Below are 26,872 nucleotides of genomic sequence, written 5' to 3' on the forward strand. Positions count from 1 at the left end.
GTAGGGAATTAGGGGTTGGCGCAAGAGCAATTTCTTGTCCCCTCGGTAGGGGGGCGGTGGGCGATCGGGCTACATCAACCCGCCCCAACACGGCACAGAGTTCGATCGCTGGCAATTAGATGCACATGATATAACTGGTATGCTGAAAAAAATATTTAGGCGAATTTCTAGGTTTGACAGCGATCAAAATTTTCTGCATTTTACAGAAAATGTAGAAGTAATAATATCGAAAATTCTCTCGCTGGCGATGATTGTGGTAATTATCGTTAGCGTTTGCGATTTGCTGATTTATTTAGGAAAAGAGTTGTTTAACGACGACCACACTTTGCTTAAAGACACGTTGTTTGTCATGTTTGGGTTGTTTTTAAATGTTTTAATTGCTCTGGAAATATTGGAAAATATTACAGCTTATCTCAAGAAACACGTAATTCAAGTAGAGCTAGTTATTGTAACTTCTTTAATAGCCGTATCTCGAAAAATAATTATTCTGGATTTAGAGAAAAAAACAGCAGCAGATTTGATAGGTCTATCGACGGCAATTTTGGCCCTTTCAATTAGTTATTTAATCGTGCGATATACCAACAATAGACACGATACTTAATATCTAGATAGAGAGTGTTCGAGCTCTCGAACAGTTTTAACAATCGCCTATTGAATTTTAGTTCTCCAGCCAACTGAAGATTTGGTAGACGGTGAACTCAATGGCAGTGGCGAAGTCTGGAACGGGAAGTTTGTCTTGGAGTCGATCAAATACGGCAATAGTGCGATCGCTTCGGTACACAAAGATCAATTCTTTGTCGGGGTCAATCAGCCAGCCCATGTGGTTTGGTGCGTCGCTTCTCGCCAATCAAATAGTGGTGAAAATTTCGTTAACGACGCACCCAAATATTTTGATATTAGTCTAACAAACCAGCGGGAGGCACAATTTCAATTCGGCCTTTTTCTAAGTCAACAATTGGCACAATCTCTTGCACGAAAGGAATCAAGATTTTTGTTGATTTCGGCTGTTTCTCGCGGATTTTCCGTGGTTTGCGGGTATTTCTGGGGTCAGGGTTTGTTTTGGGAGTTTCAGCTTTTTTGGGCTTTTCTAGTTCTGGGACGACAATTTCTGGCGGCGTTAGATTTGTTTCTACTTCTAACAGGTCGTTACCTGCAGCAAGAATATCACTTACTTTGCCTAAAATTTCCCCGGTTAATTGGTTAAAAACTTCCATACCGATCAAATCTTGCACGTAAAACTCATCAGGTTCCAGGTAAGGTCGATCGGTCTTTTCTACAAACAACTTACAGCCCCGCAGCGCCTCGGCACCATCGCGGTCTTCCACGCCCTCCACCTCTACAGCATACAAGCCTTTGCCCGGTATGTAGCGACCTCCCAAAAACTCGATCGGTTCCGGTTCACTTTTGTTAGGGCGCAAAAGCCACCGCTTCCCCGGTTCGATAAATCTCTCCGGGAAATCTGAATCGGGATAGACTCGCACTTCCCCGTCCAAACCTTGAGCTGCTACAATTGTACCGATTTCTATCCACTCTGACATAAACTTTTTGGGAATTAGGAATTAATTGGGAATTAGGAATTGGGAGTTGGGAATTAAGAATGAGACCAACAGCATTGGTAGCAAACAAAAAATAACTAATGACTGCTGACTAATGACGGATGACTGCTGACTTCTTTAAACCAACCCGGTTCTCAGGGCTACAACTGCCGCTTGCACGCGGTCATCCACAGCCAACTTATTCATAATACCGCGAACGTGAGTTTTAATAGTATTTGGACTCAAGTAAAGCGCCGCTGCTATCTCTGGATTGCTGTTACCTTCCACCATTAACTTTAATACCTCCAACTCCCGCTGCGACAACTGACCAAAAGTAGCTGTAGAGGCTGGTGCTGGCGGTTTGAGATGCTCGATCACAGTGCGGGCAATTTGAGGGTCAAGGTATGTAGCCCCCTCTGCTGCCGCTGCGATCGCCGCTAACAGCCTGTCTACGGAAGCACCTTTAATACAATAAGCATCAGCACCGCTAGAAAGTGCTGCAATAATTTCAATTTCTGCCGTGTGAGAAGTTAACATTACCACTCGAACTTCCGGCATTTGTGATTTAATTTTTTGAGTGGCTGCTATGCCGTCTAGCCTGGGCAAACCGATATCCATAACGATAATATCAGGCTTGAGTTTCAGTGCAGCAGCTACTCCTAAATACCCGTCTTCTGCTTGCCCTACTATTTCTATTTCTGGCGAATCTGCTAATACTTGCTCTAATCCCAGTTGCATCATCGGATCGTCTTCAACAATTAAAATTCTCATAATATGAATTAGGAAGGAAGAAGGAAGAAGGAAGATGGAAGATGGAAGATGGAAGATGGAAGATGGAAGATGGAAGATGGAAGATGGAAGATTAATAACTACCAATTACTAACTAACAACTAACAACTAATAACTAATAACTACTAACTACTAACTAATGACTAACTTTTAAAACTTCAACAAATTCGCCTGGGGAAATCCAGGTTTCTGCTGCTGGCAAAACTGCTAAACCAGTTGTATTAGCGAGGTTAATTAAGTTGGCTGAATTTTGGCTGCCGCTAGCTGGTTCAAATTCCCAGACTCCCGCCACTAAATGTAGTTTACCCCAAACATAAGTTTCGCGCTTGCCGATCGATCGCAATTCCACATTACACCTAGCCTTGACAAACTCCGGCCCCCAAGCATCCGCACCCAGCCCCGACATCTTTCTCAAAGCAGGCACAACAAACCGCCAACAGCAGACTAAAGCTGAAACCGGATTTCCGGGCAAACCAAAATAGAGACAATCCAAACTCGAAATCGGCGCATCAGATTTTGTTTCACCTCGTTTAAACGCAGCAACGGTTAAGGGTTTTCCCGGTTTAATCGCCACAGCCTGAATGTGAATTTTACCTCCTAAATCTGCCAAAATTTTCTCTACATAATCGTAGTCTCCTACCGAGACACCGCCCGTAGAAAGCACTACATCCGCTGTCGAAACAGCTTGGGCGATCGCCTTTTGTAGCGCATCTTCGCGATCGGGAATTATCCCCAATCCGATCGGCTCACATCCCATTTGCGCCAACAAAACAGACAAAGCATACTGATTCGAGTCTACCAGTTTCCCAGGACTCAAAGGTTTGTCCGGCGATACCAATTCGTCACCAGTAGAAAAAATAGCGACGCGCACGCGCTTGTAAACGGGAACTTTAATGCACTGTGCAGTTGCTAACACTGCTATTTCTGGCGCATTGATAGCAGTACCGCGATCCATCAAAGTTGTTTCTGCTTGATAAAAAGCGCCTTTGTGCCTGACAAAAGCTTGCGGTTTTTCAGGAGCAACTAAGACAAAAATACGATCGCCCTCACGCCTCGTTTCTTCCTGCATTACCACCGTATCAGCACCATCCGGCATCATAGCCCCGGTAAAAATTCGCGCCGCTGAACCCGGCTGCACCGTAATTTGAGGCAGATATCCCGCTGGAATCTCCTCAACTACTTCGAGCACCGCTGGTTTTTCGGCGCTGCAATTTTCCACATCGGCAAACCGCACGGCATATCCATCCATTGCCGAATTGTCCCAATAAGGAAAATCGAGGGAACTTGTCACAGGTGCAGCCAAGATTCGCCCCGATGCTGCCAGCAAGTCTACTGTTTCTACATCCCGCTGACTGTCGGGAGATTGCGCCAAATTTAGAACGATCGATTCTGCTTCTTTTACTGACAGCATCAGTGTCACCACTTTGACAATACTAAATTATTTTAACAAAAAGCAGAAATAACGGCCATCTAATTTTTGGGTGCTTCAGCATTGAAGCTGCATTTTCGTGCCAATCACTTATGAATATTTATCGATCGGCTCTTGTTGCCAATTGTTTATCTTTTGTGGCCGTCGCAGTATTGATATTTTTTACTCACTTCTTGGGCTTAAAAAACAGCAATCTATATCAATTTCGGTTGCACTCCTCATGATGTTAACAGTTAACAGTTAACAGTCTACGCCTGAATTTACTATTTCGATGAAGAGAGAATTTTATATTATTCTTTAACGCTTATCTTTCACCCAATTCCAGCGTAGCATTTTTAACTCGGATATTCCAGATTCTATGTTCCGTACCAGTAATTGTTTGTACTTTCACTTATGGATTAGAAAGTAGCATTCAAGCGCCCCCTTTTTAAAATCGCTTTATTTTACTTTCGGTTCTTTTAACAGGTGGATTTCTGAGTAACGAAATTTACAGAGTTCACATATACATCACGTCTCAGAAAGATGAGGTGCTGTCGGGCATAGGGAATAGGACATAGGGAATAGGGCATAGGGCATAGGGCATAGGGCATAGGGCATAGGGCATAGGGCATAGGACATACCTGATTTTCTTGAGAACCGCTATAGCATTTTATTATTGGTATGTTTGTCAGTGTTGTGTAAAAAAAAAATTACCAAAAATTTAGGGAACCTAATTATCAATTATTGCTAAAAAGCAGCAATAATCTGTATAATTGTACGACCATAACCTGAAATTTACAGGGGCTTTAAATTAGCTTAAAGCCCGCTAACTAAAGCTGTAGAAACAGCTTTTTTCGATCGCAAAACTAGGGACGCGGAGTCTTAGGAATGTACTTAACAGCATTCTTGTCCGAAAGCGGTTCGATCTGCTTTTGATTAACCAAAGCTTGATGAATTAGCGCCGTAGCACTCCCCCGACTGAGTAACTCGTTGGGATTGAGAACTCTCGCATCTGGATAGTTAACCACTATATTTGCCTGTGTCGCTGCTGCTACTGCGTCAACCGCATTTTTAGGAATCAGATCGGCATCTTTATAGTATGATTTAAGAAACTGTAATGCCGAAATTTTAGAAGTTGCAACGGGACTTTTTGTCGTCGTTGCCGGAACCGTTTTAGCAGGTTTGGGTTGCTGCTGCTGTTTTGTTGATATTACAGGCAATAGCGGCTGCATTAAAACAGTTGATGCTAAGGGAAATACCAAACGATTCCTAGTAGTTTTTCGGCGTTGATTTGCAGGTGCTACACGTGCGGCGCCTTGACTCGCTGCTACAGGGCGATCGTAATTCAAGTCTAAACCCTTCATTAAGGCAACTAATGCTTGTGTCTTAGTCATTGGCTGCTGCGGATGAAACTCGTTTCCCGGAAAGTCTTTCATAAATCCCGTTTCATAAGCTTCTTCAACCGGAGGTGCTGCCCAATTGTCTTGCGGCACATCCTTAAAGCCACTTCCACTGGGTATATTTCTAATTTTTGCTTTATCAAAAGCTTGGCGAATCATCGCTGCAAACTCGTCGCGATCGACCTTTTGTTTGGGTTTAAACATTCCGTTGGGATATCCCGTAACAATGTCTTTTTCAGCTAGGGATTGAATAAACGGACGCGCCCAGTAATTTTGCGGTACATCAGGAAATGTCGATTTGGCTTGTTGTTGAGCAGCAGCTTGCTGGGAATTTAGCACAAAACCAGCGCCGCTTACACTAACAATCAAAGCTAAAAACGAACCCTTGACTAGCGGTAAATGCCTGCGATTACACATAATAAAATATCCTCTTGTTGTTTGACAATTGCAGTGATTTATGGGGCTAATAATTTTGATTTAACACTAATTCCAGCGCGAAAGCAGAACTACAAACCATCTTTAAATTTATCTGCACTCTAACGGTCTTCTGCAGACAAATCTAATTTTTCGCGTCGCAGCTCTTCTGTTGACTCAACAGTCTCCTTGTCAACTTCTTTCCTGATGTTAACTTCCTCGCGCAGGAAAGTTTGTTTTTTGATATCGGCAGTTTCTTCGTGCAGTTCCATACGCACCGTCTCTTGTTCTCCGAAGGCCGCCTCTGGACTGACTGGAGTGCCTGCATTTTCGGGAGTTACGTGTTCAATTACAGCGCGCTCTTTTGCTACAGGAACTGAAACTTTTGCTGTCTCAGTTTCTACTCGCTTGCTAATTATTACTTCGCCAGTTTTGTGGCGGGTTTTGCTTGCAATCAATCGTTCTTCGTAAAGTCGGAATTTTTGATGGTCTTGCTCGTTCATCTGGTACAGTTCAGGATCTCGATCGTAACTATAAGTGTTGCGGTCATAACCAGCAGCCGTAGGTTGGTTAGATACAGGAGGAGGCACAGAAACAGGAGCGGATGGGGTGACAATTCGTGATGCTTCTAAAGGCAGTGAGGCTTCTACAGGTGCAGATGCTCCGGCGGTGGGAGTGCGATAAACTTTCCGCACTTGTTCTTCGTAATCGTAATCAACGACCATCCCGTTTTCATATCTGACTAGGTTTTCGACTTGCTGTTTGTTCTGCAAACCTCTGGCGTAAACGCGCCTGGTATTGAAATCTACCCGACAAATACCGATGGGAACTAATACTTTTTTCCCAAAAATCCAAACACCGGTTTCAACGGCAAAATATCGAAAACGTCCTGTTTCATCAACTAGCACGGTATCGATCGTGCCAATTTTTTCATCGGTATTTCCTGCACAGACATCGAACCCTTTGATATCTTCACCATCAAATGCTACTTCGCGGTAGCTGGGATTAAAATCTTCTATTTTGTAAAGTAACATTTCTATTCTACTCACTATGTTGCGTAAATTTTAGCTCGGAATCGTTTTCGGTACATCCTACTTATGAAAGATTGTGTAGTTATAAAAAAAATAGATAATCTTATAACTAAGGGTAGATATGTTAGTAATAAATTTAAAGTAAAATACGGTTTAAACGATAAGGATTAATTTTTTATGGCATACGATCCAGAACCACTGAGCAGTGAAGTTGCTGAGCCTACAATTGTTAATACGGCGGTGAATTACCACGATCGAGTTCGGTGGGGGCCTGTTCTGGCAGGAATTGCGATCGCCCTGACAGGTCAACTTTTGTTAAGCGCTTTGGGAGCCGCGATCGGGTTGAGCGCAGGTGCAACTGGTGCTAATGCAGGTTCTGTTGGTCTGGCGGTGGGAATTTGGTCGATTGTTAGTTTGCTAATTTCCTTATTTTTGGGCGGTTGGGTAATGGCTCAAAGCTGCGGCCCCATGACTAAGAAAACAGCTATTTTGAATGCAGCAATTCTTTGGGGAACTACATTAGCACTTAGTTCTTGGCTGTTAGCAAGCGGGATATCTGGTGCTGCTGAGGCTGTGGCGGCTAATGCTGGAGAAATTGCCGATCGAGTACAGCAACAGGGTGGCGTTAATATACCGAATGTAGACCCAAATCAAGTTCGCGACATTGCTGGCAATACAGCTAAAGCTACTTGGTCATTTCTAGTCGGCTCTTTGCTGAGTTTGGCAGCGGCAATGATTGGTGCTGTTGTTGGCGCTCGCAAACCCCGCGTTTATATTTGATTGAGCGGCCGCGATCGACCTGGAAAATCTGACCGGCACGGCAGCAAATATAACTTTTTTTTATGTCTTGCGAGTGATTCTTTATTCATGCTTTAAGCAGATGAGCGAAATCAAAATTTGAGATAGGCTGTTGACATAAAGAGTTAAAATGAGATAAAGTGATGAAACAGAATGGAAGCTGGAAAAAATATACAAGTTTAACAAGTTCGTTATTGTTGAGTGCAACGGTTTTAGTTGCTCCGGCGTTTGCTAGCGAGACCAATCAAACTCAAAACGTTAAACTTCAAAATACAAGTCAATATTTACTAGCACAAATACCCAATAGCTGTCGCCAGGTAATTGCTAGTAGCGGTCTTAACGTGCGGCAAGAAGCGAACAGTAACAGCCAAGCAGTCGGCATCATCGGCTCCGGCAGAACTGTGACAATTCAAAGTCTGGGCGAGAATGGTTGGGTGCCAATTACAGCACCGCTAAAAGGCTACGTATACGGTGGTTTTCTCGGAGAGTGCGAAACGGCAAATTCTCCGCCTCCTACTGACTGCCGCTTAGTTGCAGCCGTCAGAGGAATTAACGTACATCAAACACCTTCGAGCGAGGGGGAAACGGCTGGTTTCATTGCGAACGGACGAAGAGTGACGATTGAAAGTTTAGGAAGCGATGGTTGGGTGCCCATTACAGTACCTCTGAAAGGCTACGTCCAATCTGAAAACCTGGCATATTGTCGTTAATTGAAAAAACAGTGATGAATGACCGATCGAGCCCAGAAGAAGAAACTAATTCACAGCAAAAGTCTGGTTTGTTAAATGTGGTTGCGGAGACAGCAGAATCTGCACTGGATGCAGGCAAAGCAGTTGTTAACACAGCAGTTGATGTGGGAGAAGCTACTGCTAAACAAACTTATCGATTGATTGGAAAAGCAACTCAGGAAACCGGAGAAGCTGTTAATTATGTTAGCAATCTTCCTTTGATCAAACAAGTTGTAGGTGTACTCAGGCTTGATTGGTTAGCTGGAGCCAGCTCGGGCGTCGATGTCACCAAAGCTGAAGCTGAAGTCAAGCAAATCCAACAACAGTATCCCAAGGAAACTCCCAGCGAAATTGCCCATCGCATTATGGTGAAAAAAGCCATCCAAGCCGGTGGTGTCGGAGTTGCTAGCAGCATTTTACCCGGTGTCGCAGCAGCTCTTTTAGCGATCGATTTAGTCGCGACTAATGCGATTCAAACCGAAATGGTTTATGAAATTGCCGCCGCTTACGGGATGGATTTGGAAGCTCCAGCCCGAAAAGGCGAGGTTTTGGCAATTTTTGGGTTAGCGCTCGGCGGTAGCAACGCCATGAAAGCAGGTTTGGGCTTTTTACGCAACGTACCGCTGGCCGGTGCGATGATTGGTGCGAGTACAAATGCTACGATGCTGTACGCGCTGGGATATGCGGCGCGCGAGTTTTATGAAGCCAAATTGAGGGAAGATGCTGAAGAACCTGCAACCGAAACGCTACAAGCGATTCAGCAACAAAGCGAAGAATATCTCGATGTGGCGATCGCCCAACAAGCAGTTATGGATCGAATTATGGTTCACATTATTCGGGCAAGTTATCCCAACAAAAACTGGGAAGATATTTTGCCTGAATTGGAGCCATTGCAATTAAATACCCCTTCTCTAAATACAATTGCGGCTAACATTAAATCACCTGAACCTTTGGATAGCTTGTTAGAGCAACTTAACCCCGATTTTGCCGCAATGCTATTAGCTCAATGCCGTAGCATTGCCGAAAGTAGCGGGGAAGTTTCCGAAGCAGAACAGAGGGTACTCGATACGATCGCCGATCGCGAAAGCCGATCGCAAAAAATCGAAGCTCTGGAGCGCTGAACTAACCTATGAGCGACCCAAATCTTGCAGAAAAACCAGCCCTAGAACAAGAGCGCAACGAGATTTTACAGCAGCTAGAAGATTGGCTGGAAACTCCCATGCTGGTGCTGTCATTTGTGTGGCTAGCTCTATTTATAGTTGAATTAATTTGGGAATTAAACCCATTTTTAGAAGTCGCCAGCAACACGATTTGGGCGATTTTTATTGCAGATTTTCTACTTAAACTCGCCATTGCGCCGCGCAAAATTTCCTATATAAAAAGCAATTGGATCGCAGCTTTTTCTCTGCTGTTACCTGCTTTGCGTACCTTTCGATTTATCCGAATTTTGCGAGCATTTAAGACAGTACGGGCTGTCCGAAGTTTGCAGTTGTTGCGAGTCATGACTCGTACCAATCGAGGGATGCGGGCATTAGCTGCAAGTGTTAAACGCAGGGGATTTGGTTATGTTGTAGGACTAACGATAATTATTACCTTGGTAGGCGCAGCGGGAATGTATGCGTTTGAAAAAGATGTCGGCGATAGTTCCTCCGGTTTAAATAATTACGCCACTGCTTTGTGGTGGACGGCAATGTTGATGATGACATTGGGTTCGGAATATTGGCCAAAAACGCCTGAAGGCCGCATACTTTGCCTTGTTTTGGCACTTTATGCTTTTGCAGTTTTTGGTTATGTAACTGCGACCATTGCCACATTTTTTATCGGTCGCGATGCAGAGGATGAGGAAGCCGAATTAGCAGGAGCACAATCAATTGCAGCCCTGAGCGCTGAAATTGCTGCCTTGCGGACGGAGATTCAGCAATTACTGCATCAAAACTCAAATTCTTGAATCAGATATAGCAGTCCTTGCAGGAGTCGTAAAGTTTTTTACCCCACCCCAACCCTCCCCTTATTAAGGGGAGGGAGTAAGATAATTCGGCGGTTGAAACCGCGTCTACAAAAACGATGTTGGCCCCAAGGCCGACTGGTTCGCAAGGTGTATCTAAAACCCGGATTTGGTATAACATGACATCATTTCATGGTTTCCGCGAGGGAGCGGTTTCCCAGCGATCTAATATATCTTTGATTACAACTTCTTTAACCCAAGTTTGAGCAACAATTAGGATTGGAAGCGCTAGCAATAATCCTAAAAACCCCAATAAAGAACCAAATGCTCCCAACAAAGCTAAGGTGTATGCCGGGAGCAGGGACACTTGCTTTTCCATGATCACAGGTGTAAGAAAATTGCCTTCTATTTGTTGAATTGCAAAATAAAGTAACAATACAGCACCTGCTTTTCCTGGAGAATCCAACAAAGCCAGCAGCATTGGTGGAACTACACTCAAAATCGCGCCAACATAAGGAATTAAAGCTAATAAAAATGCTAAAAATCCGTTAACAAAAGGCAGTTGCACTTGCAAGATAAACAGACCCACAGTGCTCGCAATCCCAATAAAACTCATGCTGAATGCAATTCCCGCCAACCAGCCCATTAAATTTTTTTCACATTCAGTCAGAATTCCATCGACTCGCTGGCGGTAAAAAGCGGGAAACAGCCTGATTATTACTTGGCGGTACGGCACTGGATTTACCACAAGCATAATTGTCAAAACGGTAATTAACAAGAAATTAATTACTAAACTGAGGGAGTTGGATAAAAATAGATAGATATGGGAAATTATCCACTGAGAAAGGGTTTGGAGTTGTCTGCTTAAATCATCAAGATTGGGAATATTATTTAATGCCGGTTCCGGCACTTTTGCTTGCAACCAGTCGATCCACAATCGCAGTTTTTCTATCCCTAGCGGGATAAGTTGAGTTAGCTGTTCAAATTGAGAGCTGAGGCGCGTGAATATCAGGAAAATAAAAACAGATGAGAGCACCAGTACAATGCCAACTGTTAAAGCGATCGCCAGTTCGCGCCTAGCACCAGACTGCTGCAATCTTCGCACTAAACGGTTGAGAGCGATCGCTAAAATTACGGCAGTAAAAAACAATAAAATGACCGCTCTAATTTTCCACAAAATATAGAGCGAGACTATCAAAGCAAAAAAACCGATCCACTCTCCTAAACCCACAACATAAATCCCTCCTACAGGTTATACAGGAATCGTGCAATATCTGAGATTAAACCAAAGACAACTGCGATCGCGATCGGGCTTAACCTGGTTCTCAAGTTGGACAGCGCAATTTTCATGAAACTTCTCTGATAACTCTTGTGGGATAGCCGTCCCGTCTGTCTTGGAAAATATTTTTGGGAGAAATCTATTTTCTACAGCATACCTACCTATGGGAAAGATTGTGCAGAATTCCAGCAGATTTCCTCAAATCTTACTTAAGATATATTCCCCGTACATTCAATTTAAAAATTCTCGTACCTAAGATAGATTGTGTGCATAATTCGACTAACTAAAAAGCACGGGGCGATCGCCGGTACCGAGCCAATCCCATCCTGGGCTAATCCTCCACAGAGGCTATTTGATGGCGATCGCCCTGACAAGCGAATTTCAAAGGTGGTACAAGCCCCGGGATTGATCCGTGGGGTCAATCCAAAATCTCAAATCTCAAATCTAAAATCTAAAATCGAATGACTGATTTACCTACCTGGAGGGATGCCAAAAGTCTCTGAGCAGGAGAAAATCATAGTGAAATAGATACAAATACTATATCGGCCTTAAAAAAAACCTTTTTTACTCAGAATTTCCCTTTTTTGCTTGTCCTCTTACCAACCAAAAATAGGCGCTCGATCTGCCTCCGGCACGCTGCGCGATCGCACTAAATTTATGAATAGGCGGCTGGAATACCCAACTAATTCCAAATTGTAGAAAAATATGACACGGCGCAACTCACCCACCGATAGCATCACAGAACCTGTCCGACGCGCAAGTTCTCATCCCTGGTTCGAGCGACTAGCAAGACTCGGATATGCCGCCAAAGGCTTAGTTTACTTTATCATCGGTTTTCTTGCCGCACAAGCTGCTTTTGGATCTGGCGGTAAAACAACCGATACTAAGGGTGCATTAGCAACAATTGTCTCCCAACCCTTCGGAAAATTCCTGCTATTTTTGGTGACAATTGGTATTATTGGGTACGTCCTTTTGCGGATTGCTCAAACCGTTCTCGATCCAGAACACGCTGGCGAAAAAATCGATGCCAAGCGAATTGCGACGCGCATTGGCTATGCTTTTAGTGGGTTAGCTTATGCAGGTTTGGCCGTGACTGCTGTCAAATTAATTATCGGTTCTGGTGGTGGTAGCAGCGGCAATTCAACTCAAGATTGGACAGCTTTGTTTTTATCTCAACCTTTTGGTCAATGGCTGGTAGGGCTGGGAGGAGCAGTCACGATCGGTGTGGGTTTCTCTTACCTTTATAAAGCATTTAAGGGGAAATTCCGCCAGCAATTCAAACTCACTCAAATGAGTAACAACGAGCAAACTTGGGCCGTGCGACTGGGTAGACTTGGGATTGCGGCTCGTGGCATTGTCTTCACTATCATCGGCTTTTTCTTAATTCAAGCTGCGAAGCAATCAGATGCCAGTGAAGCTAAAGGATTTAGTGAGGTGCTGGCATCCCTGGAACAACATCCGTTTGGCCCGTGGATTCTCGGTTTAGTGGCTTTGGGTTTGATTTCCTATGGCATCTACTCATTAGTTCAAGCTCGTTACCGACAAATTATGCAGTGATCAACTGCTCGCTCCCAACACGATTCGTAAAAAAAAATCTCTGGAGATGAAAGGACGGTAATGATGAGTACAAACTGGCGCGGCTATCGAGTTGCAGCTTGGGTGGGGCAGGCGTTATTAACTATAGCAGTAATAGTTGCTGTCAGTCAAGGAAAGTGGGAAAATGCCTTGGGGTTAGGCTTATTTTTAGCAGCATCTGTGGTGTTTGTCGTCATGGAAAATCGCCTGCCAGCGCTGTTTGATTTTCTGTTTGTGCTTGCTGCTTTGCTCAATGCTGGAGGCTGGGTTTGGGGACTGTTTTACCAGCAGGGGCCTTATGATGAAATTGTTCACGCTTTCACGATTTTTGCCGTGACTTTAGCATTGAGTTTTTTAGCATACAGTTCAATGCTGACGATTTTTCGCGATCGCAAACTGCTGTACTTGCTAACGATAACCAGTTTTGGGATTGCGATCGGTGCTTTGTGGGAAATTATTGAATGGACGGCTGGCATCGTTCTTTCTAGCGAAGTTATTGGGAGTGTGGACGATACGATAATTGATTTGATTATGGATAGTTTGGGTTCTGGAATAGCTGCCCTAACTAGCTTCTGGGCGCTGCAAGAATGGACGCGCCCGGGTGCGGAAGTTGGGAGTCAAGCTTCGATCGCCAACAGCCCGAACGATCGCACTTAACTCAAAGCAACATCATCACTTTTTCCTCGCTCGTCTTTCATCGGATAGATATTTTCTTATTGCTTCCGACAGAGGGCAAGGTGTGGATAGTTGAGGTTAAATAGAGAGAGAAACAAGATTTTGAAAAATTGTAGCACACAGACAATCGACCTTTTGCCCGAGTCAATTTTTAATAATTTAAATTTTCTTCACATTACTGCAAGAGGTTGGTTGTTTCGATTTAGGAGGATTTTATGAAAATAAAATCATTTTCAACCGCAATTGGACTCGCTCTGTTGAGTTCAGTTATTTATTTACCGGCCATTGCCCGAGCTAATCCCAAACCCTCTATCCAAGTAGCCCAACAAAGAGAATTGGGTTCGGATATCGACAGTTTTACCGCATATCCAGTACAGCGATTAGATCCGGGAACAGAATTATTTTTCGTGCTGCGAGGAACCCCGTATTCTAGAGCTACCTTGACCATCCCAAATGCAGTGCAAAATCTGCCGATGCGGGAGGTTCAACCAGGAGTTTACGAGGCAAGCTACATGATTCGCCAGGGCGATCGAATTTCGGAAAATACAGCAGTGCGGGCAAATTTGCAACAAGGCAACCGCATCAGCAGCACTCGCTTGCAACAACCTCTACTTGCTGGCAATAGCGATCGCCGCTTTCAATCATTGTCTGTTGACCGCTTCAGCGCTCGATCCGTACAGCAGTTAGATCCGGGAACCACGCTCAATTTCAAATTGCTCGGCACTCCCAACGCTACAGCTACTTTCTCCATTGAAGGAGTTGCTTATAACATCCCCATGCGGGAAGAATCCAACGGCCTTTACACGGGGGAATACACGATCCGCCGCCAAGATTATTTCCCCCCTGCAGGCGCGACGGTTACTGCTAGCTTGCAGTCGGGAAATCAAGTTGTTCGTTCCCGTTTAGATCGAGAGCTCGTTGCTGGCGATAATGGCAGTTCCAACACTGCCGAAATTCCGCTAGAAATTATCACTCCCAAAGAAAACGATCGCGTCAGCGGGACGGTTGAAGTGGAAGGACGCAGCGCCCCAAATGCCACTGTTAATGTCAAGGTTCAGGCTACCTCTTCGGTAGGAGGTTTGTTTGGGTTTGAACGAAATATCCTCGAACGCACAGTTGAAGCAGACGAACAAGGCCAATTCAGCTTTGCTTTTAAGCCGACCATTGCTCTACCAGGAACCAAATACCAGGTGAATCTCAGTTCTAGCAAAGGCGATATCACCAGCGAAGAAACTTTGGTACTGTTTCAAAATTGAGCGGTGACTCGCGACTATTTGCCAGCCCAAAATCTGGCAAAGCCTGACTAAATTTGCAAGATTCGATCGGGAGATATAGCGGTTCGAGATCGTTGTGAGGTATGCCCGATGCCCTGCGCGGGCCGATGCCCGATGCCCAATCCCTCCGCAACGCTAGAGCCCAATTCCCAATCCCTCCGCAACGCTAGAGCCCAATGCCCGACATCACCTCATCTTTCGCTTGAAAGGAGATATCTATGTATCCACTAAATCGCTGGAAAAAAAGGCCAGGGATATTACAAATCATCTCTGGAAGTTTATTAATCGCGCTGCCAACCGCTCCTCTTGTTGCATCAGCAGCTCCCGCTCCTACACTCAACTCCTGTCCTAGGATTTATTATGAAGAACCTTTTAGCACTAATGTTCGGGTTCCTCAAGGATGTCGGCCTAATGCTGCAAATCAAAGATTGAACCAGCAAGAGTTGGGTCAAAATATGGTTCCTCCCGCGAGGCGAACGAATGTTACGCAACCACCTTTACCCGAAGCAAGACAGACTCCCATTGCGACTGTCATGCCAATGGCAGGTAAGGTGAGCGTGAAATTAACAAACAGCACAAATACCCCGATTTCCTATCAAGCGATCGGGCATACTGAATCCCGAATGCTAGCGCGCGGAGCAGAAATTGTATTGCAAAATCTACCAACGCCTGTGACAGTCACAATGGTGCGCGCAGATGGAGGGCTGCTGAAAGTTATACCCATGTCTAGTTCTGAAGAAGGGATGCTAGCAGTTTCAATAGATGAAACGAGTAACTTTGATGGCAATCAAGGGGTTTTAAGAATTCAACCAGACGGTCAAGTGTTTTTGAATTAGGCAATAAAAAGACCCGGTTTTGAAGAGCAAAAACTCTGTAGCTTGACCAACAAAATAAACAAAAAAAATTTAGGAGGTTTTTCAATGGTTAATAATCGTTTAAACAATTCTACTCAAAAGCTATCGAATGCTTGGGGAAGTGCGATCGCCCTCGCACTCACCGCCCTGCTACTTCCGGCTTGTTCTACCCCACAGCGGGAAGCTACGGCACCTGCACCTGCAACGCCCGGAACGGTTGCGACTACAACTGAGAATGTGGTCGATAGAACAGCAGAACTCCTCGGTAAAACTGTGACGGTCAGAAGTAAACCGATCAATAAATTAAGCCCATCGACTTTTACAATTAGCGATCAAAAGTTTTTTGGCAGCAAACCGATTTTGGTTGTCAATGCCACAGGTAAGCCTTTTGCGCTGCCGGCTGAATCGGGTCAAGATATTCAAGTAACGGGAACTGTTCGCAACTTTGTGCTGGCAGATATTGAGCGCGAGTACAAATTAAGCTTACAGCCAAATCAGTACGCCGATTACGAAAATAAACCCGCGATCGTTGCACAATCGATGGCCCTAGCCCCCACACCTGGAGAACTCACCTCAAATCCCCAAAAATACTACGGCAAAACCCTAGCGGTGAGTGGTAAAGTTGACAGCATCAAAAGTCCAAACTCGTTCACTTTGGATGAAAACAAATTAATTGGCGGAGAAGATTTGTTAGTGATACACACCGTTCCAAAAACAAGCGTGAAAGAAGACGATAAGGTTGCCGTAACCGGTGTGCTGCGTCAGTTTGTGGTCGCTGAACTCGATCGCGAATACGATTTGCAATGGGATTTGACCTTAAAGCAGAAGCTAGAAGCCGAGTATACCAACAAACCCGTGCTAGTTGCTACAGGCGTATATCCCTCAGACATTCCTGATTGAGGAATAGACCTCTCAAATAACTCTTGGGGAACAGGCTCAAATAGCCTGTTATTTGCAGGTTTTTAGATCGGAAGTCTCATAGATCGTTCATATCGCGTGCGATCGCCTTGGTTCGTAGTGCGGACTTTAGTCAGCTGTTAAACGGAGGACGGTCGTCCGCATTACGAACTATTTTTGCGCTCGGACATGATATCACTTCGGGATGATGAAAAACCGAGTTTGATGCACTAAAATCATTGGTTGTTACCCGAAGATTAAGTAAAAAACTAAGGTTTAAAGGCATTGATGCGTCTAGGAGCGATCGCGCGGCACCCAGACTATCGGCCGAAACAACCTCTTCCTTGTTTCGTTTGTGATAATTATCAATTCAGCAATAAGGTGTATATAATGAATCAATCACAATCCGTATCGCCACCACTGCTCCAAAGCAAATTCATCGAGAATTTTCGTTGGTTCAGTCGATTTAGCTTCTGGGTACAATTATTGTTTGGTGCGGTTTCCGGTATTACTTTAATACTTGCTATGTTGAGCCGCAACCTGAGCGAGCAACCCAATAATCCAGGTATTGGGTTCGGCATAGTTTTAGCGATAATTGGTGTTGTATTGCTTGCTTTTAGGATATTTTGGGATTTTCGATATCGGCTTTTAGGCAGACGTTTACAAGGAGGCGATATGGAGTTCTATCCCAGCAAAGAAGATATTACTCACGCCTTACGAATTGGATTAAATTCTAGTTTGGTGGGGCTACTGATCGCGTTTATTGCTTCGGAAGCAACAGTGGGCGTAGTTTTAGCAAAAAGCCTCGCTCAACCACAAGCGCTCGCAACTAATACGCCAGAAAATGTGATTCGTTCCCTAGATATTTTTGTAACGATGTCAAACGTCAATATGATTGGCGCTCACTTTTTTGGAGCTGTTACTTCTCTTGGGTTGCTCAATTGGGTAGATGAGTAGTTGGCCGCAAAAAAACCAACTCCTATGCTGTCAAGACTTACAAAAGATGGCATATTTGCCCGATATCGCATCTTATCGATTACCACAAAAAAAACTTCGCAGTGCGAACTTTAGTCCGTAAAATGCCAAGGACTAAAATCCGCACGCGCGATCGCATTTTACTACAGTCGATCGGACAAGATAGAACATCTTGCACCATTATCAATAAACTTATAACCGGGTTTTTGAACCAAAACTATAGATTTTGATATGAATTTTAGGTGATAAACCTGATTTTTGTCGCAGGCACAATATCTCAATTCAACTAACTAACTAATTATGAAAGACCTTTGGTATAAAGACGCAATAGTCTACTCCCTTGATGTTGAAACCTTCCTAGACTCTAACGGGGATGGTGTAGGTGACTTTCAGGGACTTACTAACAAACTAGATTATTTATCAGGACTGGGAATTACTTGTTTGTGGTTGTTGCCGTTTTATCCTTCCCCTAACCGCGACAACGGTTACGATGTGATGGATTACTGTAACATTGACCCGCGACTGGGAACTCTGGGAGATTTTGTCGAGTTCATGCACCAAGCAGGGGAACGAGGAATTAGGGTGCTAGTCGATTTGGTCGTAAATCATACGTCCGATCAACATCCTTGGTTTGTTGCAGCGCGTAGCGATGAAAATTCCAAGTATCGCAATTATTACGTGTGGTCAAAAAATCCACCCAAAACCGATCCGAGTATGCTGGTGTTTCCCGATGCCGAGGACAGTATTTGGGAGTACGACGAACAAGCAAACTCTTACTATTTGCATCACTTCTATAAAGAACAGCCAGATTTGAATATTACCAATTCGGCGGTACGAGAAGAAATCCGCAAAATTATGGGTTTCTGGCTAGAACTGGGCGTGTCTGGATTTCGGATTGATGCTGTTCCCTTTTTAATTAAAGAAACTGACACCGAAGGTACAAGCCCCGATGACCTGCGATGTTTCTTGGAAGAAATGAGAGAATTTGTGTCATCGCGTCAGGCTGATGCAGTTTTGCTGGCCGAAGCAAATGTGGCACCCGATCGCATTCACGTCTACTTTGATCGGGGCGACAGAATGCACGTCCTGTTCAACTTTTTGTTGAACCAATATCTGTTTTTGGCCCTAGCGCGTCAAGAATCCACAGCCCTGCGCGATGGACTAAAAATCTTACCGGAGATTCCTGATGTTTGTCAGTGGCTGAATTTTGTGCGCCACCACGATGAATTGACACTAGACCGCATTTCTTCATCGGAACGAGAGGAAATTTTTGCAGCATTCGCCCCCGATAAAAGGATGCAAATTTTCGGGCGCGGGATTCGCCGCCGCTTACCGCCGATGATGGGAAATGACCGCTGCCGGATTGAACTAATCTACAGCTTGCTGTTCACTTTGCCCGGTACACCAATGCTGCGCTATGGCGAAGAAATTGGCATGGGAGATGACCTTTCGTTGGAAGGTCGAAACAGCGTCCGCACGGCGATGCAATGGTCAGATGCGCCCAATGGTGGCTTCTCGACTGCTGCAACTGATGCTCTTGCCAAACCTGCGATCGCCAGCGGAGAATATAGTTATAAACAAGTCAATGTCGCCGCAGCGCAGCGCGATCCTAACTCATTAATTAACTGGGTCGAACGTGCAATCCGCATCCGCAAGCAATGTCCTGAGTTCGGTAGGGGAAAATGGCAAATTTTGGAAACCGACTGTTCTTGGGTTTTTGCCCACTGCTGTCACTGGGAAGGCAGGACATTGCTTCTCGTCCACAATCTAGCCGACAAACCTTGCACGGTTACTCTCAAATCTAACGAATATAATAATCTTGTTGATTTATTTGGCGATCGCTTGTACGAATCTCTCGATGACGGATCGCCCTGTATTCCCTTACAAGCTTACGGCTATCGCTGGTTCCGAGTCAATTAAATCTTAGACAAATCCTAATTGTTCAATATTCGGATTAGTTTGCGGATTTTCCCGGCTGATGCCACCCGATTTACCAACAGATAATACCATGCTAGCAGTTACCATTAATTTTGATGCGGTCGCCCAAATCACCGACGACCAATTTTATCAACTGTGTCGCGAAAACCCCGATGTCAAATTTGAACGCAACGCCAAAGGAGAAATAATCGTCATGTCACCCACAGGAGGAGAAACCGGAAACAGCAATTCAGAAATTAATGCAGATTTTGTGATTTGGAACCGACAAACTAAACTCGGAGTTTGTTTCGATTCTTCAACTTGTTTCAAACTCCCCAGCGGTGCAAATCGTTCTCCCGATGTCTCTTGGATCAAAAAAGAAAGATGGGATGCACTGACTCCCGAACAAAAACAAAAATTTCCTCCCATCGCCCCAGATTTTGTCTTAGAGTTAATGTCCCCGACTGACAGTCTCAAGGATACTCAAGACAAAATGCAAGAATACATGAAAAATCAAGTAAAATTAGGCTGGTTAATCGACCGTAAAACCCGCCGAGTAGAAATCTACCGCCAAGGACAACCAACAGAAGTTTTAGAATCTCCGGCAGAACTTTCAGGAGAAGATATTTTGCCCGGTTTCGTGCTAAACTTGCAAGCACTTTGGGCGTAATACGATTTTAGATTTTAGATTTTAGATTTTAGATTGGGGATGATTTACTGGATAATAGTTTGAAGATTCCCTAAATTTGTATGTTCAGGAAAAATGGTATAACTAGACATCCTGAATCTATCAGCGTTTATTTGCGTTAATCTGCGGTTAAAAAGAAATCTCATGGAAACCAATACAGAAACAACTACAACCACTGGTTTAACAGCCGAACAGCACAAACAGAAAATGCAGCGCCGCCAAGAAGTGCAGGCGCAGCGAATTGCCAACGCTGCTAAAGACAAAGGTTTGATAATTGTCAATACCGGCAACGGTAAAGGCAAAACTACGGCGGCTTTGGGCATGGTTGTGCGATCGCTCGGTCACGGATACCGCGTCGCCATAGTACAATTTATCAAAGGAGCTTGGGAACCAGCAGAAAAAGCCGTTTTTGAAATGTGGGAAAAACAGCTAGAATTTCATGCAATGGGTGAAGGTTTTACCTGGGATACGCAAGACCGCGATCGAGATATTGCAACAGCTCAAAAAGCCTGGGAAAAAGCCTTAACTTTTATCTGCAATCCCGAATTTAAATTAGTGCTGCTAGATGAAGTTAATATAGCATTAAAACTGGGTTATTTGCAAGTCGAGCAAGTTCTCTCCGGTTTAGAACAAAAACCAGAAGAAACTCATGTTATTTTAACAGGTAGAGGCGCGCCACCAGAATTAATTGAACGGGCAGATTTGGTTACTGAAATGACTTTAATTAAGCATCCATTCCGAGAACAAGGGATTAAAGCTCAAGCAGGTATTGAATATTAATATGGTTCGTAGTGCGTCTTAGGATCGAAAACTTAATAACTTAAACAACTCCTACAGTCCTCTCTCCTGTAAGTTGCCTTCCTCAAAGGAGGCTCTTCCTCGCCTATCTGCATTACCAGGCTCTTCCTGGTAACGAGAAATCGCTTAAGTTATACCAATTTTAAAAAAGAATGCAACAGTGTTCTTGTCCCCCCCCTTTACAAGGGGGGGGGCTAGGGGGGGTCGAAGAGTGTTGCACGATTTTAGAAAAATGGTATTATTAAATTTTTATTCCTTAGTGTCCGCAACAAAAGAACACTCAACCATTCAGTTTTTCGCCCCCTAGTCAACAGTAAACAGTCAACAGTCAACAGTCAACAGTCATTCCGGTACAACCGGAATTCATATCAAATATCAAATATATCCTCTGCCGGCAACATGAGAGTAAAAGTTGAACCCTTGCCCAACTCGCTATTCACCGTAATTTCTCCCCCCAATATCTCAGAGTATTTCTGTGCTATTGCCAAACCCAAACCCGTACCTCCGTACTTGCGAGTAGTCGAAGCATCAGCTTGTGTAAAAGGTTGAAATAACTTTTGTAGCTGTTCGGGAGTTATCCCAATTCCCGTATCCGTACACTTAAATATAAACTGTTCAGCATCCAAACTATTCCGATCATTTTTGATTTTTTCCACGCTGAGTGTAATTGTCCCTTTTTCGGTAAACTTAGCGGCGTTGCTGAGCAAGTTAAACAAAATTTGAGTAAATTTAATTTTATCGGAATGCAATTCGCCAATATCATTAGGACACTCAATATTCAAACGATTGGTGTTTCGTAAAAATAGCGGTTGAACAGTTTTGGCGACATCTTGAACTGCCTCGTACAGGTCAAAAGTTGTCAATTCAAGTTCCGCGTGACCGGCTTCTATTTTCGATAAATCCAGAATATCATTAATCAATCCCAGTAAATGATTGCCTGCATTATGAATTCTTGTTAAATCAGAAATAAAATTTTCTTCGCCCAAATCTAAAGCATCTTCTTGCAAAATTTCGCTGTAACCGATAATTGCATTTAGAGGCGTTCGCAGTTCGTGGCTCATGTTAGCTAAAAACTGACTTTTTGCCAAATTAGCTGCTTCTGCTGCTTCCTTTGCTTGGTACAGTTCTGCCTCGGCTTGCAAGCGGTCTGTCACGTCGTGAGCCATGACTAATTCAGCATTTTTGCTATCAAATATCAGGGTATAAGAAGTGATTTCTACATCAATAATTGTGCCGTCTTTTTTCTGGTGCTGCCAAAGGCTCGCAAAATCAATATCGGCAGCTACTTGGGATATATTTTGTAGCAATCTTGGCCGTTCTTGGGGAGGACAAATGTCGGCAACGGTCATGTCGAGAAATTCTTCGCGAGTGTAGCCGTAGTGGTGGATAGCTGCTTGATTGACGGCTATAAATTCGAGGGTTTCTAAGTCGTAAACCCACATGGGATGGGGGTTATGCTTAAACAAAAGTTTGTAGCGTTCTTCGGAGGCTCGCAGTTCGGATTCGGCTTGCTTGCGCTCGGTAATGTCGCGGACAACGGTGCAAATAATCTCGCGGCCTCCGTAGGAAATCACGCTGGCGCTGACTTCTACGTCCACGCAGGAACCGTCTCGGCGCTGGTAGAGAACTTCGCCCATTCTGAATTTTTTGTCGGTCAGCAGGGACTCGATATTGCTGTCAATTAGGTCTTGGGAGTAGGCGGTGATATCGTAAATAGTCAGTTGCGATATTGCTTCCAGGCTGTAATCGAGCAAGTTTCTAAATGCTGTATTGGCTTCTAAAAGCCGTTTGGTTTGAGCGTCCCACAGGAAAATACAATCTGTAGCTTGCTCGACTACGGCTCGGTAGCGGGCTTTTTCTTCTAGTTGTTCGTTTTCGGCACTGGCGATCGCCCCGAGCATTCCATTGATAGTATGGGCAAGGTCGGACAACTCGTCTTCGCCCGTCACCTGCAGTCGCATCGAGAGGTCTTGGCTGCTGCTGACACGGTTCACTGATGAAGCCAAACCGCTCAAGGGAGACAGCACCAAATACTCTAGCAACAGCAGAGTGCAGCCGACAAACCCAATGCCCGCTAACGTTACAGACACCAGCAGGTAGAGCAAACTAATTTGACCTTGGCGGTAGATTTCTCTGGGTATATCAACTCGCAGCAGCAGTGCGGGTCGATCGTAAATATCCCGGATCATAGTGTAACCTGCCATCAAATCTTCGCTGACACGACGCACCAAAATCGGTTTTTTCGCCGATAGTTTCTCCCGCGCTTCCACAAAGTCAGCAGGTAACTGAGCCTCATTAACGGTGTGTACAATCAGAGGTAAGCGAGTAATTTTAGAAATCCTGGCAATTGCCACAGCATCCAAATTGCGCCCGAATATTAGCGTGCCTCGAATTGGGCCGGTGTTTTTTGTACTGACAATTGGTCGGGAAGCAATCAGTATCGGCCCTGACGGTAGCAGCAGAATACCAGCGAGGCTGCTTTTGATGTTGGGGTGCTGCAACAGCGGGTCGCTGAGAGAAATGCGCTTTTTTAATGCTTCTGGAACAGGGGTTAGTTTCACCTTTTGGCTGTCGAAACCCGTACCGTAAACTATTTTGCCCGAAGTATTGACAAATAGGGCTATGTTAACTCTCACATTAGCCAGTCCTTCGGGAATCAAATTGGAGGCGATAAATTCTTTGTTACCGTTTTGGATGAAAGCGTAGTTGTCGTCCCAGGCTGACCAGTCGGCAAAGCGCAAGTTAAAATCATCGGCGGTTTGGCCGAACACGTTGAGCGCTCCCTTGACAACTTGTGTGGCTTCTTGTTCTTCTGCTTTGACAAGGCTGCTCAAAAGGATGCTTGAGGAGGCGGCATATAGAATGCTAGTCAGCCCAGCGATGGTAATGCCAACTATTGATAGTGTTTTTCGACGCAGTTTCATCTTGCCGAGTGTGTGGTGTCTGTCTGAGATTCAGGGTTCGGGCTTAAATCTGCTTTCCGGCTGCAGACTATAAGTCCGCACGCGCGATCCAATCTTAATTGCGGTTAATCGATCGGACACAATATGACGCACCCTAGCAATGCCTTGTTAAGCAGTATACAGCTAACATCCGCTGACTTCCGGCATGGCGATCGAGCCTGGTTTGTCGCGAAACAATATCTTAGCCAAACGGGAAAATATTCTCAGAAAAAAGGTTGGGTTTAGGTTCTGGCCTTCAAAAAATGCGCCTTATTTCGCTTCGCTGTAGTCAATAAAGCAAAAAAATTGCGCTTGGATTCGTTAAACAAGCCTGATTTCTGACAAAAATAACAGGTTTGATAGCGAAGCATTGAGGAAGAAACTAGATTTCGAGATTGTTTTTGCTGCAGGCAGATTGGTGCTTCGCTCTAGTTTTAATAGCAGTTCCCCAAACAATACAACAAATCGAGTCCGCGATCGAAATCTTTAGAAAAATAATATTACTTTCCCCACACTTGCTGTTTGTGAGCTTCCTTGCAAATACCCAAAATTCGCCGGTCGTTGTCGCTAGGGGCGGAAAGTTGCTGATACTGTTGCAGGTTGACGGAGTAGGGAGAGCTAGTGCCGTCGTAACTGTCCACTACTGTTAAATTTAACCGAGTTCGGTCTACATTGCCGTAAAAACAGTAAAAATCAGACTGAGGCAGGTAAAAAGCCCCAATTACTTTACTCTGTCTCATTTCAAATACAAAATATTCTTTTTTAATTTCATCTGGCTTGTTGGACTGGCCGTAGAGGTAAACACCGTCTGCTAAACCTGTGAATGCTGTATCTGGGTGGGGATTGGCGGGTGATTGCGAGATGGAAACGCCGGATTTGATGTCCCAGTGTCGGAATTCGCGCAGGGCGAATCCGATGCTGAAGTTTCCGGGCGAGAGGGCCAGGGCGATCGCCAGACCTTGTACACCGCTTGTTAATATAAAATAAGTTAAAACCACTGGCTGGCCCCAAATTTTTAAATAGCTGCCTCGAAGCAAGTCTTGTAACAGTTTCAAAAAGCTTGTAGAGAAACCGGGTATTTGGCTTAACGCGGGCTATTAACTTGAAGTCTCTATCGCCCGCCCGGTTCCTGAACTCTCATCTAAAATTAGTTTTAATAAATTTTGTTTGCGATCGCCCGATCGGGCGATCGACCTTTCCAATAAAAACATCATTACCAGCAGCACCAATAGGAAAAAAGAGTTGAGATTTTGGTAAAATTCTCAACTCTTTAAGTCACTAACTAGCCAAATATTCTCTGACTTGAGATTGGCGCCGCCGCAGGTGGGCGAGGGCTTGATGTTCTAGCTGCCGCACCCGTTCCCGGCTGAGATTGAGCCGTTCTCCAACTTTCGCCAGCGACATTTCGGTGCCGTCTTCCAAACCGAAGCGCAGAACGATCACATCTCGCTGCTGCGGGGTAAGTTCTGAGATCAAGGTATTCAGGTCTTGCCGCAGCAATTCCGAGGTAATGTAGTTGTCTGGAGATGCAGTTTCGTCTTCTAAGAGTTCTTGCAGTTCTGTATCTTGGTTGTCTCCAACCCGCAAGTCCAAAGAGACTGGATGTCTTGCCATCAGCAGGTATTCCCGAATTTGGGAAGGGTGCAGTTCCAAGGCGGAGGCAATTTCTGCAGGGGAGGGAGAACGACCCAACTGCTGGGTGAGTTCCCGCTGCACTTTTTTAATTTTGTTGAGTTTTTCGGTGATGTGAATTGGTAATCGAATGGTGCGGGCGTGTTGGGCGATCGCGCGGGTGATTGCTTGGCGAATCCACCAGTAGGCGTAGGTAGAAAATTTGTATCCCCGCATCGGGTCAAATTTTTCTACTCCTCGTTCTAAACCGAGGGTGCCTTCTTGAATTAAATCCAAGAATTCCATGTTGCGTTTCTGGTATTTTTTGGCGATCGCCACTACTAAGCGCAAATTCGCTTCAATCATCTTTTGCTTGGCGCGCCGCCCCGACTGCAAAATCCTGTTCAGTTCAGCTTCTGTCAACTCCATTTCGGCAGCCCACTCTTGCTGAGTGAGTTCCCGCTGCCATTCTTTAGCCAGTGCTTGTTTGGCTTCGATTAATTTCATCATTTGCTGTACCTGCTTGCCGAAAATAATCTCTTCTTCTCGGGTTAGCAGGGGTACTCGACCGATCTCGTGCAGATAGGTACGAACCGTATCCGTTGAGGAGTATGGCCGACTGCTTGTGCGATCGGCTTTCACTGTTTTGGTTTTAGGGGTTGTAGTGGACATGGGTGAGTTTTGCACTCCTTGTAACAACAGATAAAAAGTTGGTGATACCCTGTCCCACTCTTGTAAGTGGGATCGAGACTGCGACAGAGGGGATATTACCCCCTCCTGTTTATCGGTGACGATCGGTAGAAGCTTGTTGTTTGGGATTAATTTTGTGCTTGATTGTCTAGTAATCCCCGTCGATTTTCCGTAAATTGCTAGCTTTAACAGCTTGTTCCGGCGAAGTGAATTTAAGTTTACTTTACTCAATCTTATTCCAAATTTTGAGAGTCGTAAAGGCTAAAAACCTCTGTCTTAAGGTCAAGATTCTACATTTTTCCTTAAGGTTTTCAATTCCTTGCTAGTTTTAACTGCAACTCAACTTCACAATACTCATGCAAACCTACTCATACAAACAGACTCATGCAATTCGAGGGCTTTTTTTGCTCTCTGTTCTATCATCGCTTGAATTTTTCTCCCTGCCTAGATGCTGGGATGCGAGATAACCGAACCCCATCGCCGTATTCGCTGCACTTACCATTTAAAATATTTCTTGACATTTATTATAAAGCATGATATGCAAATTATGCTATGAGCGAGTAAGATGTGTGACATGACTCCGACTAGAAAAAGTGGCTGTTGGGCATTTAAATTGTAAATTTCAATACCATATTCCCCTCTCCCCCTC

24 protein-coding genes are annotated in these 26,872 nt (G+C 44.6%); 14 read left to right on the forward strand and 10 right to left on the reverse strand.

Annotated elements, in window-relative coordinates:
• Window positions 1-139: 139 nt before the first annotated feature.
• Complete coding sequence (locus tag AACV78_RS15245; RefSeq protein ID WP_194012765.1) at window positions 140-601, forward strand: phosphate-starvation-inducible PsiE family protein; 462 nt, start codon at window positions 140-142, stop codon at window positions 599-601.
• Window positions 602-658: 57 nt separating this feature from the next.
• Here the strand turns inward: AACV78_RS15245 and AACV78_RS15250 are convergent, their stop codons facing one another.
• From AACV78_RS15250 to AACV78_RS15275, 6 genes are all read right to left on the reverse strand, one after another.
• A complete protein-coding gene (locus AACV78_RS15250; protein WP_228042275.1) occupies window positions 659-847 on the reverse strand; it encodes a hypothetical protein in 189 nt (62 codons plus the stop codon).
• A gap of 49 nt (window positions 848-896) precedes the next feature.
• Entirely contained in the window at window positions 897-1,538 is a 642-nt protein-coding gene (rimM, locus tag AACV78_RS15255) for a ribosome maturation factor RimM (protein ID WP_194012766.1), read from the reverse strand.
• A gap of 135 nt (window positions 1,539-1,673) precedes the next feature.
• A complete protein-coding gene (locus AACV78_RS15260; RefSeq protein ID WP_194012767.1) occupies window positions 1,674-2,306 on the reverse strand; it encodes a response regulator in 633 nt (210 codons plus the stop codon).
• A gap of 154 nt (window positions 2,307-2,460) precedes the next feature.
• Window positions 2,461-3,735, reverse strand: a complete 1,275-nt coding sequence (locus tag AACV78_RS15265) for a molybdopterin molybdotransferase MoeA (protein ID WP_194012768.1) — start codon at window positions 3,733-3,735, stop codon at window positions 2,461-2,463.
• Window positions 3,736-4,598: 863 nt separating this feature from the next.
• Window positions 4,599-5,549 (reverse strand): S-layer homology domain-containing protein, encoded by a 951-nt coding sequence (locus AACV78_RS15270; RefSeq protein WP_194012989.1) that lies wholly within the window; start codon window positions 5,547-5,549, stop codon window positions 4,599-4,601.
• Between the two features lie 119 nt (window positions 5,550-5,668).
• Window positions 5,669-6,580, reverse strand: a complete 912-nt coding sequence (locus AACV78_RS15275) for a DUF2382 domain-containing protein (RefSeq protein ID WP_194012990.1) — start codon at window positions 6,578-6,580, stop codon at window positions 5,669-5,671.
• A gap of 174 nt (window positions 6,581-6,754) precedes the next feature.
• Between AACV78_RS15275 and AACV78_RS15280 the strand changes: the two genes are divergently transcribed.
• The 4 genes from AACV78_RS15280 to AACV78_RS15295 all read left to right on the forward strand — a co-directional run bounded on the left by AACV78_RS15280 (window position 6,755) and on the right by AACV78_RS15295 (window position 10,051).
• A complete protein-coding gene (locus AACV78_RS15280) occupies window positions 6,755-7,357 on the forward strand; it encodes a hypothetical protein (RefSeq protein ID WP_194012991.1) in 603 nt (200 codons plus the stop codon).
• Window positions 7,358-7,518: 161 nt separating this feature from the next.
• Window positions 7,519-8,085 (forward strand): SH3 domain-containing protein, encoded by a 567-nt coding sequence (locus AACV78_RS15285; RefSeq protein ID WP_194012992.1) that lies wholly within the window; start codon window positions 7,519-7,521, stop codon window positions 8,083-8,085.
• Between the two features lie 14 nt (window positions 8,086-8,099).
• On the forward strand, window positions 8,100-9,224 hold the full coding sequence (locus AACV78_RS15290; protein WP_194012993.1) for a hypothetical protein: 1,125 nt from the start codon (window positions 8,100-8,102) through the stop codon (window positions 9,222-9,224).
• A gap of 8 nt (window positions 9,225-9,232) precedes the next feature.
• On the forward strand, window positions 9,233-10,051 hold the full coding sequence (locus AACV78_RS15295) for an ion transporter (protein WP_194012994.1): 819 nt from the start codon (window positions 9,233-9,235) through the stop codon (window positions 10,049-10,051).
• A gap of 187 nt (window positions 10,052-10,238) precedes the next feature.
• Here the strand turns inward: AACV78_RS15295 and AACV78_RS15300 are convergent, their stop codons facing one another.
• On the reverse strand, window positions 10,239-11,279 hold the full coding sequence (locus tag AACV78_RS15300; protein ID WP_194012121.1) for an AI-2E family transporter: 1,041 nt from the start codon (window positions 11,277-11,279) through the stop codon (window positions 10,239-10,241).
• Between the two features lie 753 nt (window positions 11,280-12,032).
• On the opposite strand from AACV78_RS15300, the gene AACV78_RS15305 reads away from it, so the two are divergent.
• The 9 genes from AACV78_RS15305 to cobO all read left to right on the forward strand — a co-directional run bounded on the left by AACV78_RS15305 (window position 12,033) and on the right by cobO (window position 20,962).
• Complete coding sequence (locus tag AACV78_RS15305) at window positions 12,033-12,884, forward strand: DUF1206 domain-containing protein (RefSeq protein WP_194012122.1); 852 nt, start codon at window positions 12,033-12,035, stop codon at window positions 12,882-12,884.
• A gap of 60 nt (window positions 12,885-12,944) precedes the next feature.
• Window positions 12,945-13,559 (forward strand): DUF2238 domain-containing protein, encoded by a 615-nt coding sequence (locus AACV78_RS15310; protein ID WP_194012123.1) that lies wholly within the window; start codon window positions 12,945-12,947, stop codon window positions 13,557-13,559.
• Between the two features lie 233 nt (window positions 13,560-13,792).
• Window positions 13,793-14,833, forward strand: coding sequence for a hypothetical protein (locus AACV78_RS15315; protein ID WP_194012124.1), 1,041 nt, complete (start codon window positions 13,793-13,795; stop codon window positions 14,831-14,833).
• Between the two features lie 236 nt (window positions 14,834-15,069).
• Window positions 15,070-15,687 (forward strand): hypothetical protein, encoded by a 618-nt coding sequence (locus tag AACV78_RS15320; RefSeq protein ID WP_194012125.1) that lies wholly within the window; start codon window positions 15,070-15,072, stop codon window positions 15,685-15,687.
• A gap of 84 nt (window positions 15,688-15,771) precedes the next feature.
• On the forward strand, window positions 15,772-16,605 hold the full coding sequence (locus AACV78_RS15325; RefSeq protein ID WP_194012126.1) for a hypothetical protein: 834 nt from the start codon (window positions 15,772-15,774) through the stop codon (window positions 16,603-16,605).
• Between the two features lie 387 nt (window positions 16,606-16,992).
• On the forward strand, window positions 16,993-17,559 hold the full coding sequence (locus tag AACV78_RS15330) for a DUF3611 family protein (protein ID WP_194012127.1): 567 nt from the start codon (window positions 16,993-16,995) through the stop codon (window positions 17,557-17,559).
• 318 nt (window positions 17,560-17,877) lie between these two features.
• Window positions 17,878-19,497 (forward strand): alpha-amylase family protein, encoded by a 1,620-nt coding sequence (locus tag AACV78_RS15335; RefSeq protein WP_194012128.1) that lies wholly within the window; start codon window positions 17,878-17,880, stop codon window positions 19,495-19,497.
• Between the two features lie 88 nt (window positions 19,498-19,585).
• Window positions 19,586-20,164, forward strand: a complete 579-nt coding sequence (locus AACV78_RS15340; protein ID WP_194012132.1) for a Uma2 family endonuclease — start codon at window positions 19,586-19,588, stop codon at window positions 20,162-20,164.
• Window positions 20,165-20,326: 162 nt separating this feature from the next.
• Window positions 20,327-20,962 carry a cob(I)yrinic acid a,c-diamide adenosyltransferase gene (cobO, locus tag AACV78_RS15345; protein WP_194012129.1) on the forward strand — a complete coding sequence of 212 codons (636 nt, stop codon included), beginning with the start codon at window positions 20,327-20,329 and terminating at the stop codon, window positions 20,960-20,962.
• Window positions 20,963-21,348: 386 nt separating this feature from the next.
• On the opposite strand, the gene AACV78_RS15350 is transcribed toward cobO, so the two are convergent.
• The 3 genes from AACV78_RS15350 to AACV78_RS15360 form a co-directional block, all read right to left on the reverse strand.
• On the reverse strand, window positions 21,349-23,904 hold the full coding sequence (locus AACV78_RS15350) for a sensor histidine kinase (protein WP_194012130.1): 2,556 nt from the start codon (window positions 23,902-23,904) through the stop codon (window positions 21,349-21,351).
• A 518-nt stretch (window positions 23,905-24,422) separates the two neighbouring features.
• Window positions 24,423-24,977 carry a hypothetical protein gene (locus AACV78_RS15355; protein ID WP_228042276.1) on the reverse strand — a complete coding sequence of 185 codons (555 nt, stop codon included), beginning with the start codon at window positions 24,975-24,977 and terminating at the stop codon, window positions 24,423-24,425.
• A gap of 223 nt (window positions 24,978-25,200) precedes the next feature.
• Complete coding sequence (locus AACV78_RS15360; RefSeq protein WP_194012131.1) at window positions 25,201-26,205, reverse strand: RNA polymerase sigma factor, RpoD/SigA family; 1,005 nt, start codon at window positions 26,203-26,205, stop codon at window positions 25,201-25,203.
• Window positions 26,206-26,872 lie beyond the last annotated feature (667 nt).

This window comes from Tychonema sp. LEGE 07196 (genome assembly GCF_963890365.1).
In the GTDB taxonomy this organism is placed as follows: Bacteria; Cyanobacteriota; Cyanobacteriia; order Cyanobacteriales; family Microcoleaceae; genus Microcoleus.

Coding starts and splice junctions, on each gene's coding strand:
- AACV78_RS15245 (WP_194012765.1), top strand. CDS start 140: ATGCTGAAAAAAATATTTAGGCGAATTTCTAGGTTTGACAGCGATCAA.
- rimM (WP_194012766.1), bottom strand. CDS start 1,538: ATGTCAGAGTGGATAGAAATCGGTACAATTGTAGCAGCTCAAGGTTTG.
- AACV78_RS15260 (WP_194012767.1), bottom strand. CDS start 2,306: ATGAGAATTTTAATTGTTGAAGACGATCCGATGATGCAACTGGGATTA.
- AACV78_RS15265 (WP_194012768.1), bottom strand. CDS start 3,735: ATGCTGTCAGTAAAAGAAGCAGAATCGATCGTTCTAAATTTGGCGCAA.
- AACV78_RS15270 (WP_194012989.1), bottom strand. CDS start 5,549: ATGTGTAATCGCAGGCATTTACCGCTAGTCAAGGGTTCGTTTTTAGCT.
- AACV78_RS15275 (WP_194012990.1), bottom strand. CDS start 6,580: ATGTTACTTTACAAAATAGAAGATTTTAATCCCAGCTACCGCGAAGTA.
- AACV78_RS15280 (WP_194012991.1), top strand. CDS start 6,755: ATGGCATACGATCCAGAACCACTGAGCAGTGAAGTTGCTGAGCCTACA.
- AACV78_RS15285 (WP_194012992.1), top strand. CDS start 7,519: ATGAAACAGAATGGAAGCTGGAAAAAATATACAAGTTTAACAAGTTCG.
- AACV78_RS15290 (WP_194012993.1), top strand. CDS start 8,100: ATGAATGACCGATCGAGCCCAGAAGAAGAAACTAATTCACAGCAAAAG.
- AACV78_RS15295 (WP_194012994.1), top strand. CDS start 9,233: ATGAGCGACCCAAATCTTGCAGAAAAACCAGCCCTAGAACAAGAGCGC.
- AACV78_RS15305 (WP_194012122.1), top strand. CDS start 12,033: ATGACACGGCGCAACTCACCCACCGATAGCATCACAGAACCTGTCCGA.
- AACV78_RS15310 (WP_194012123.1), top strand. CDS start 12,945: ATGATGAGTACAAACTGGCGCGGCTATCGAGTTGCAGCTTGGGTGGGG.
- AACV78_RS15315 (WP_194012124.1), top strand. CDS start 13,793: ATGAAAATAAAATCATTTTCAACCGCAATTGGACTCGCTCTGTTGAGT.
- AACV78_RS15320 (WP_194012125.1), top strand. CDS start 15,070: ATGTATCCACTAAATCGCTGGAAAAAAAGGCCAGGGATATTACAAATC.
- AACV78_RS15325 (WP_194012126.1), top strand. CDS start 15,772: ATGGTTAATAATCGTTTAAACAATTCTACTCAAAAGCTATCGAATGCT.
- AACV78_RS15330 (WP_194012127.1), top strand. CDS start 16,993: ATGAATCAATCACAATCCGTATCGCCACCACTGCTCCAAAGCAAATTC.
- AACV78_RS15335 (WP_194012128.1), top strand. CDS start 17,878: ATGAAAGACCTTTGGTATAAAGACGCAATAGTCTACTCCCTTGATGTT.
- AACV78_RS15340 (WP_194012132.1), top strand. CDS start 19,586: ATGCTAGCAGTTACCATTAATTTTGATGCGGTCGCCCAAATCACCGAC.
- cobO (WP_194012129.1), top strand. CDS start 20,327: ATGGAAACCAATACAGAAACAACTACAACCACTGGTTTAACAGCCGAA.
- AACV78_RS15350 (WP_194012130.1), bottom strand. CDS start 23,904: ATGAAACTGCGTCGAAAAACACTATCAATAGTTGGCATTACCATCGCT.
- AACV78_RS15360 (WP_194012131.1), bottom strand. CDS start 26,205: ATGTCCACTACAACCCCTAAAACCAAAACAGTGAAAGCCGATCGCACA.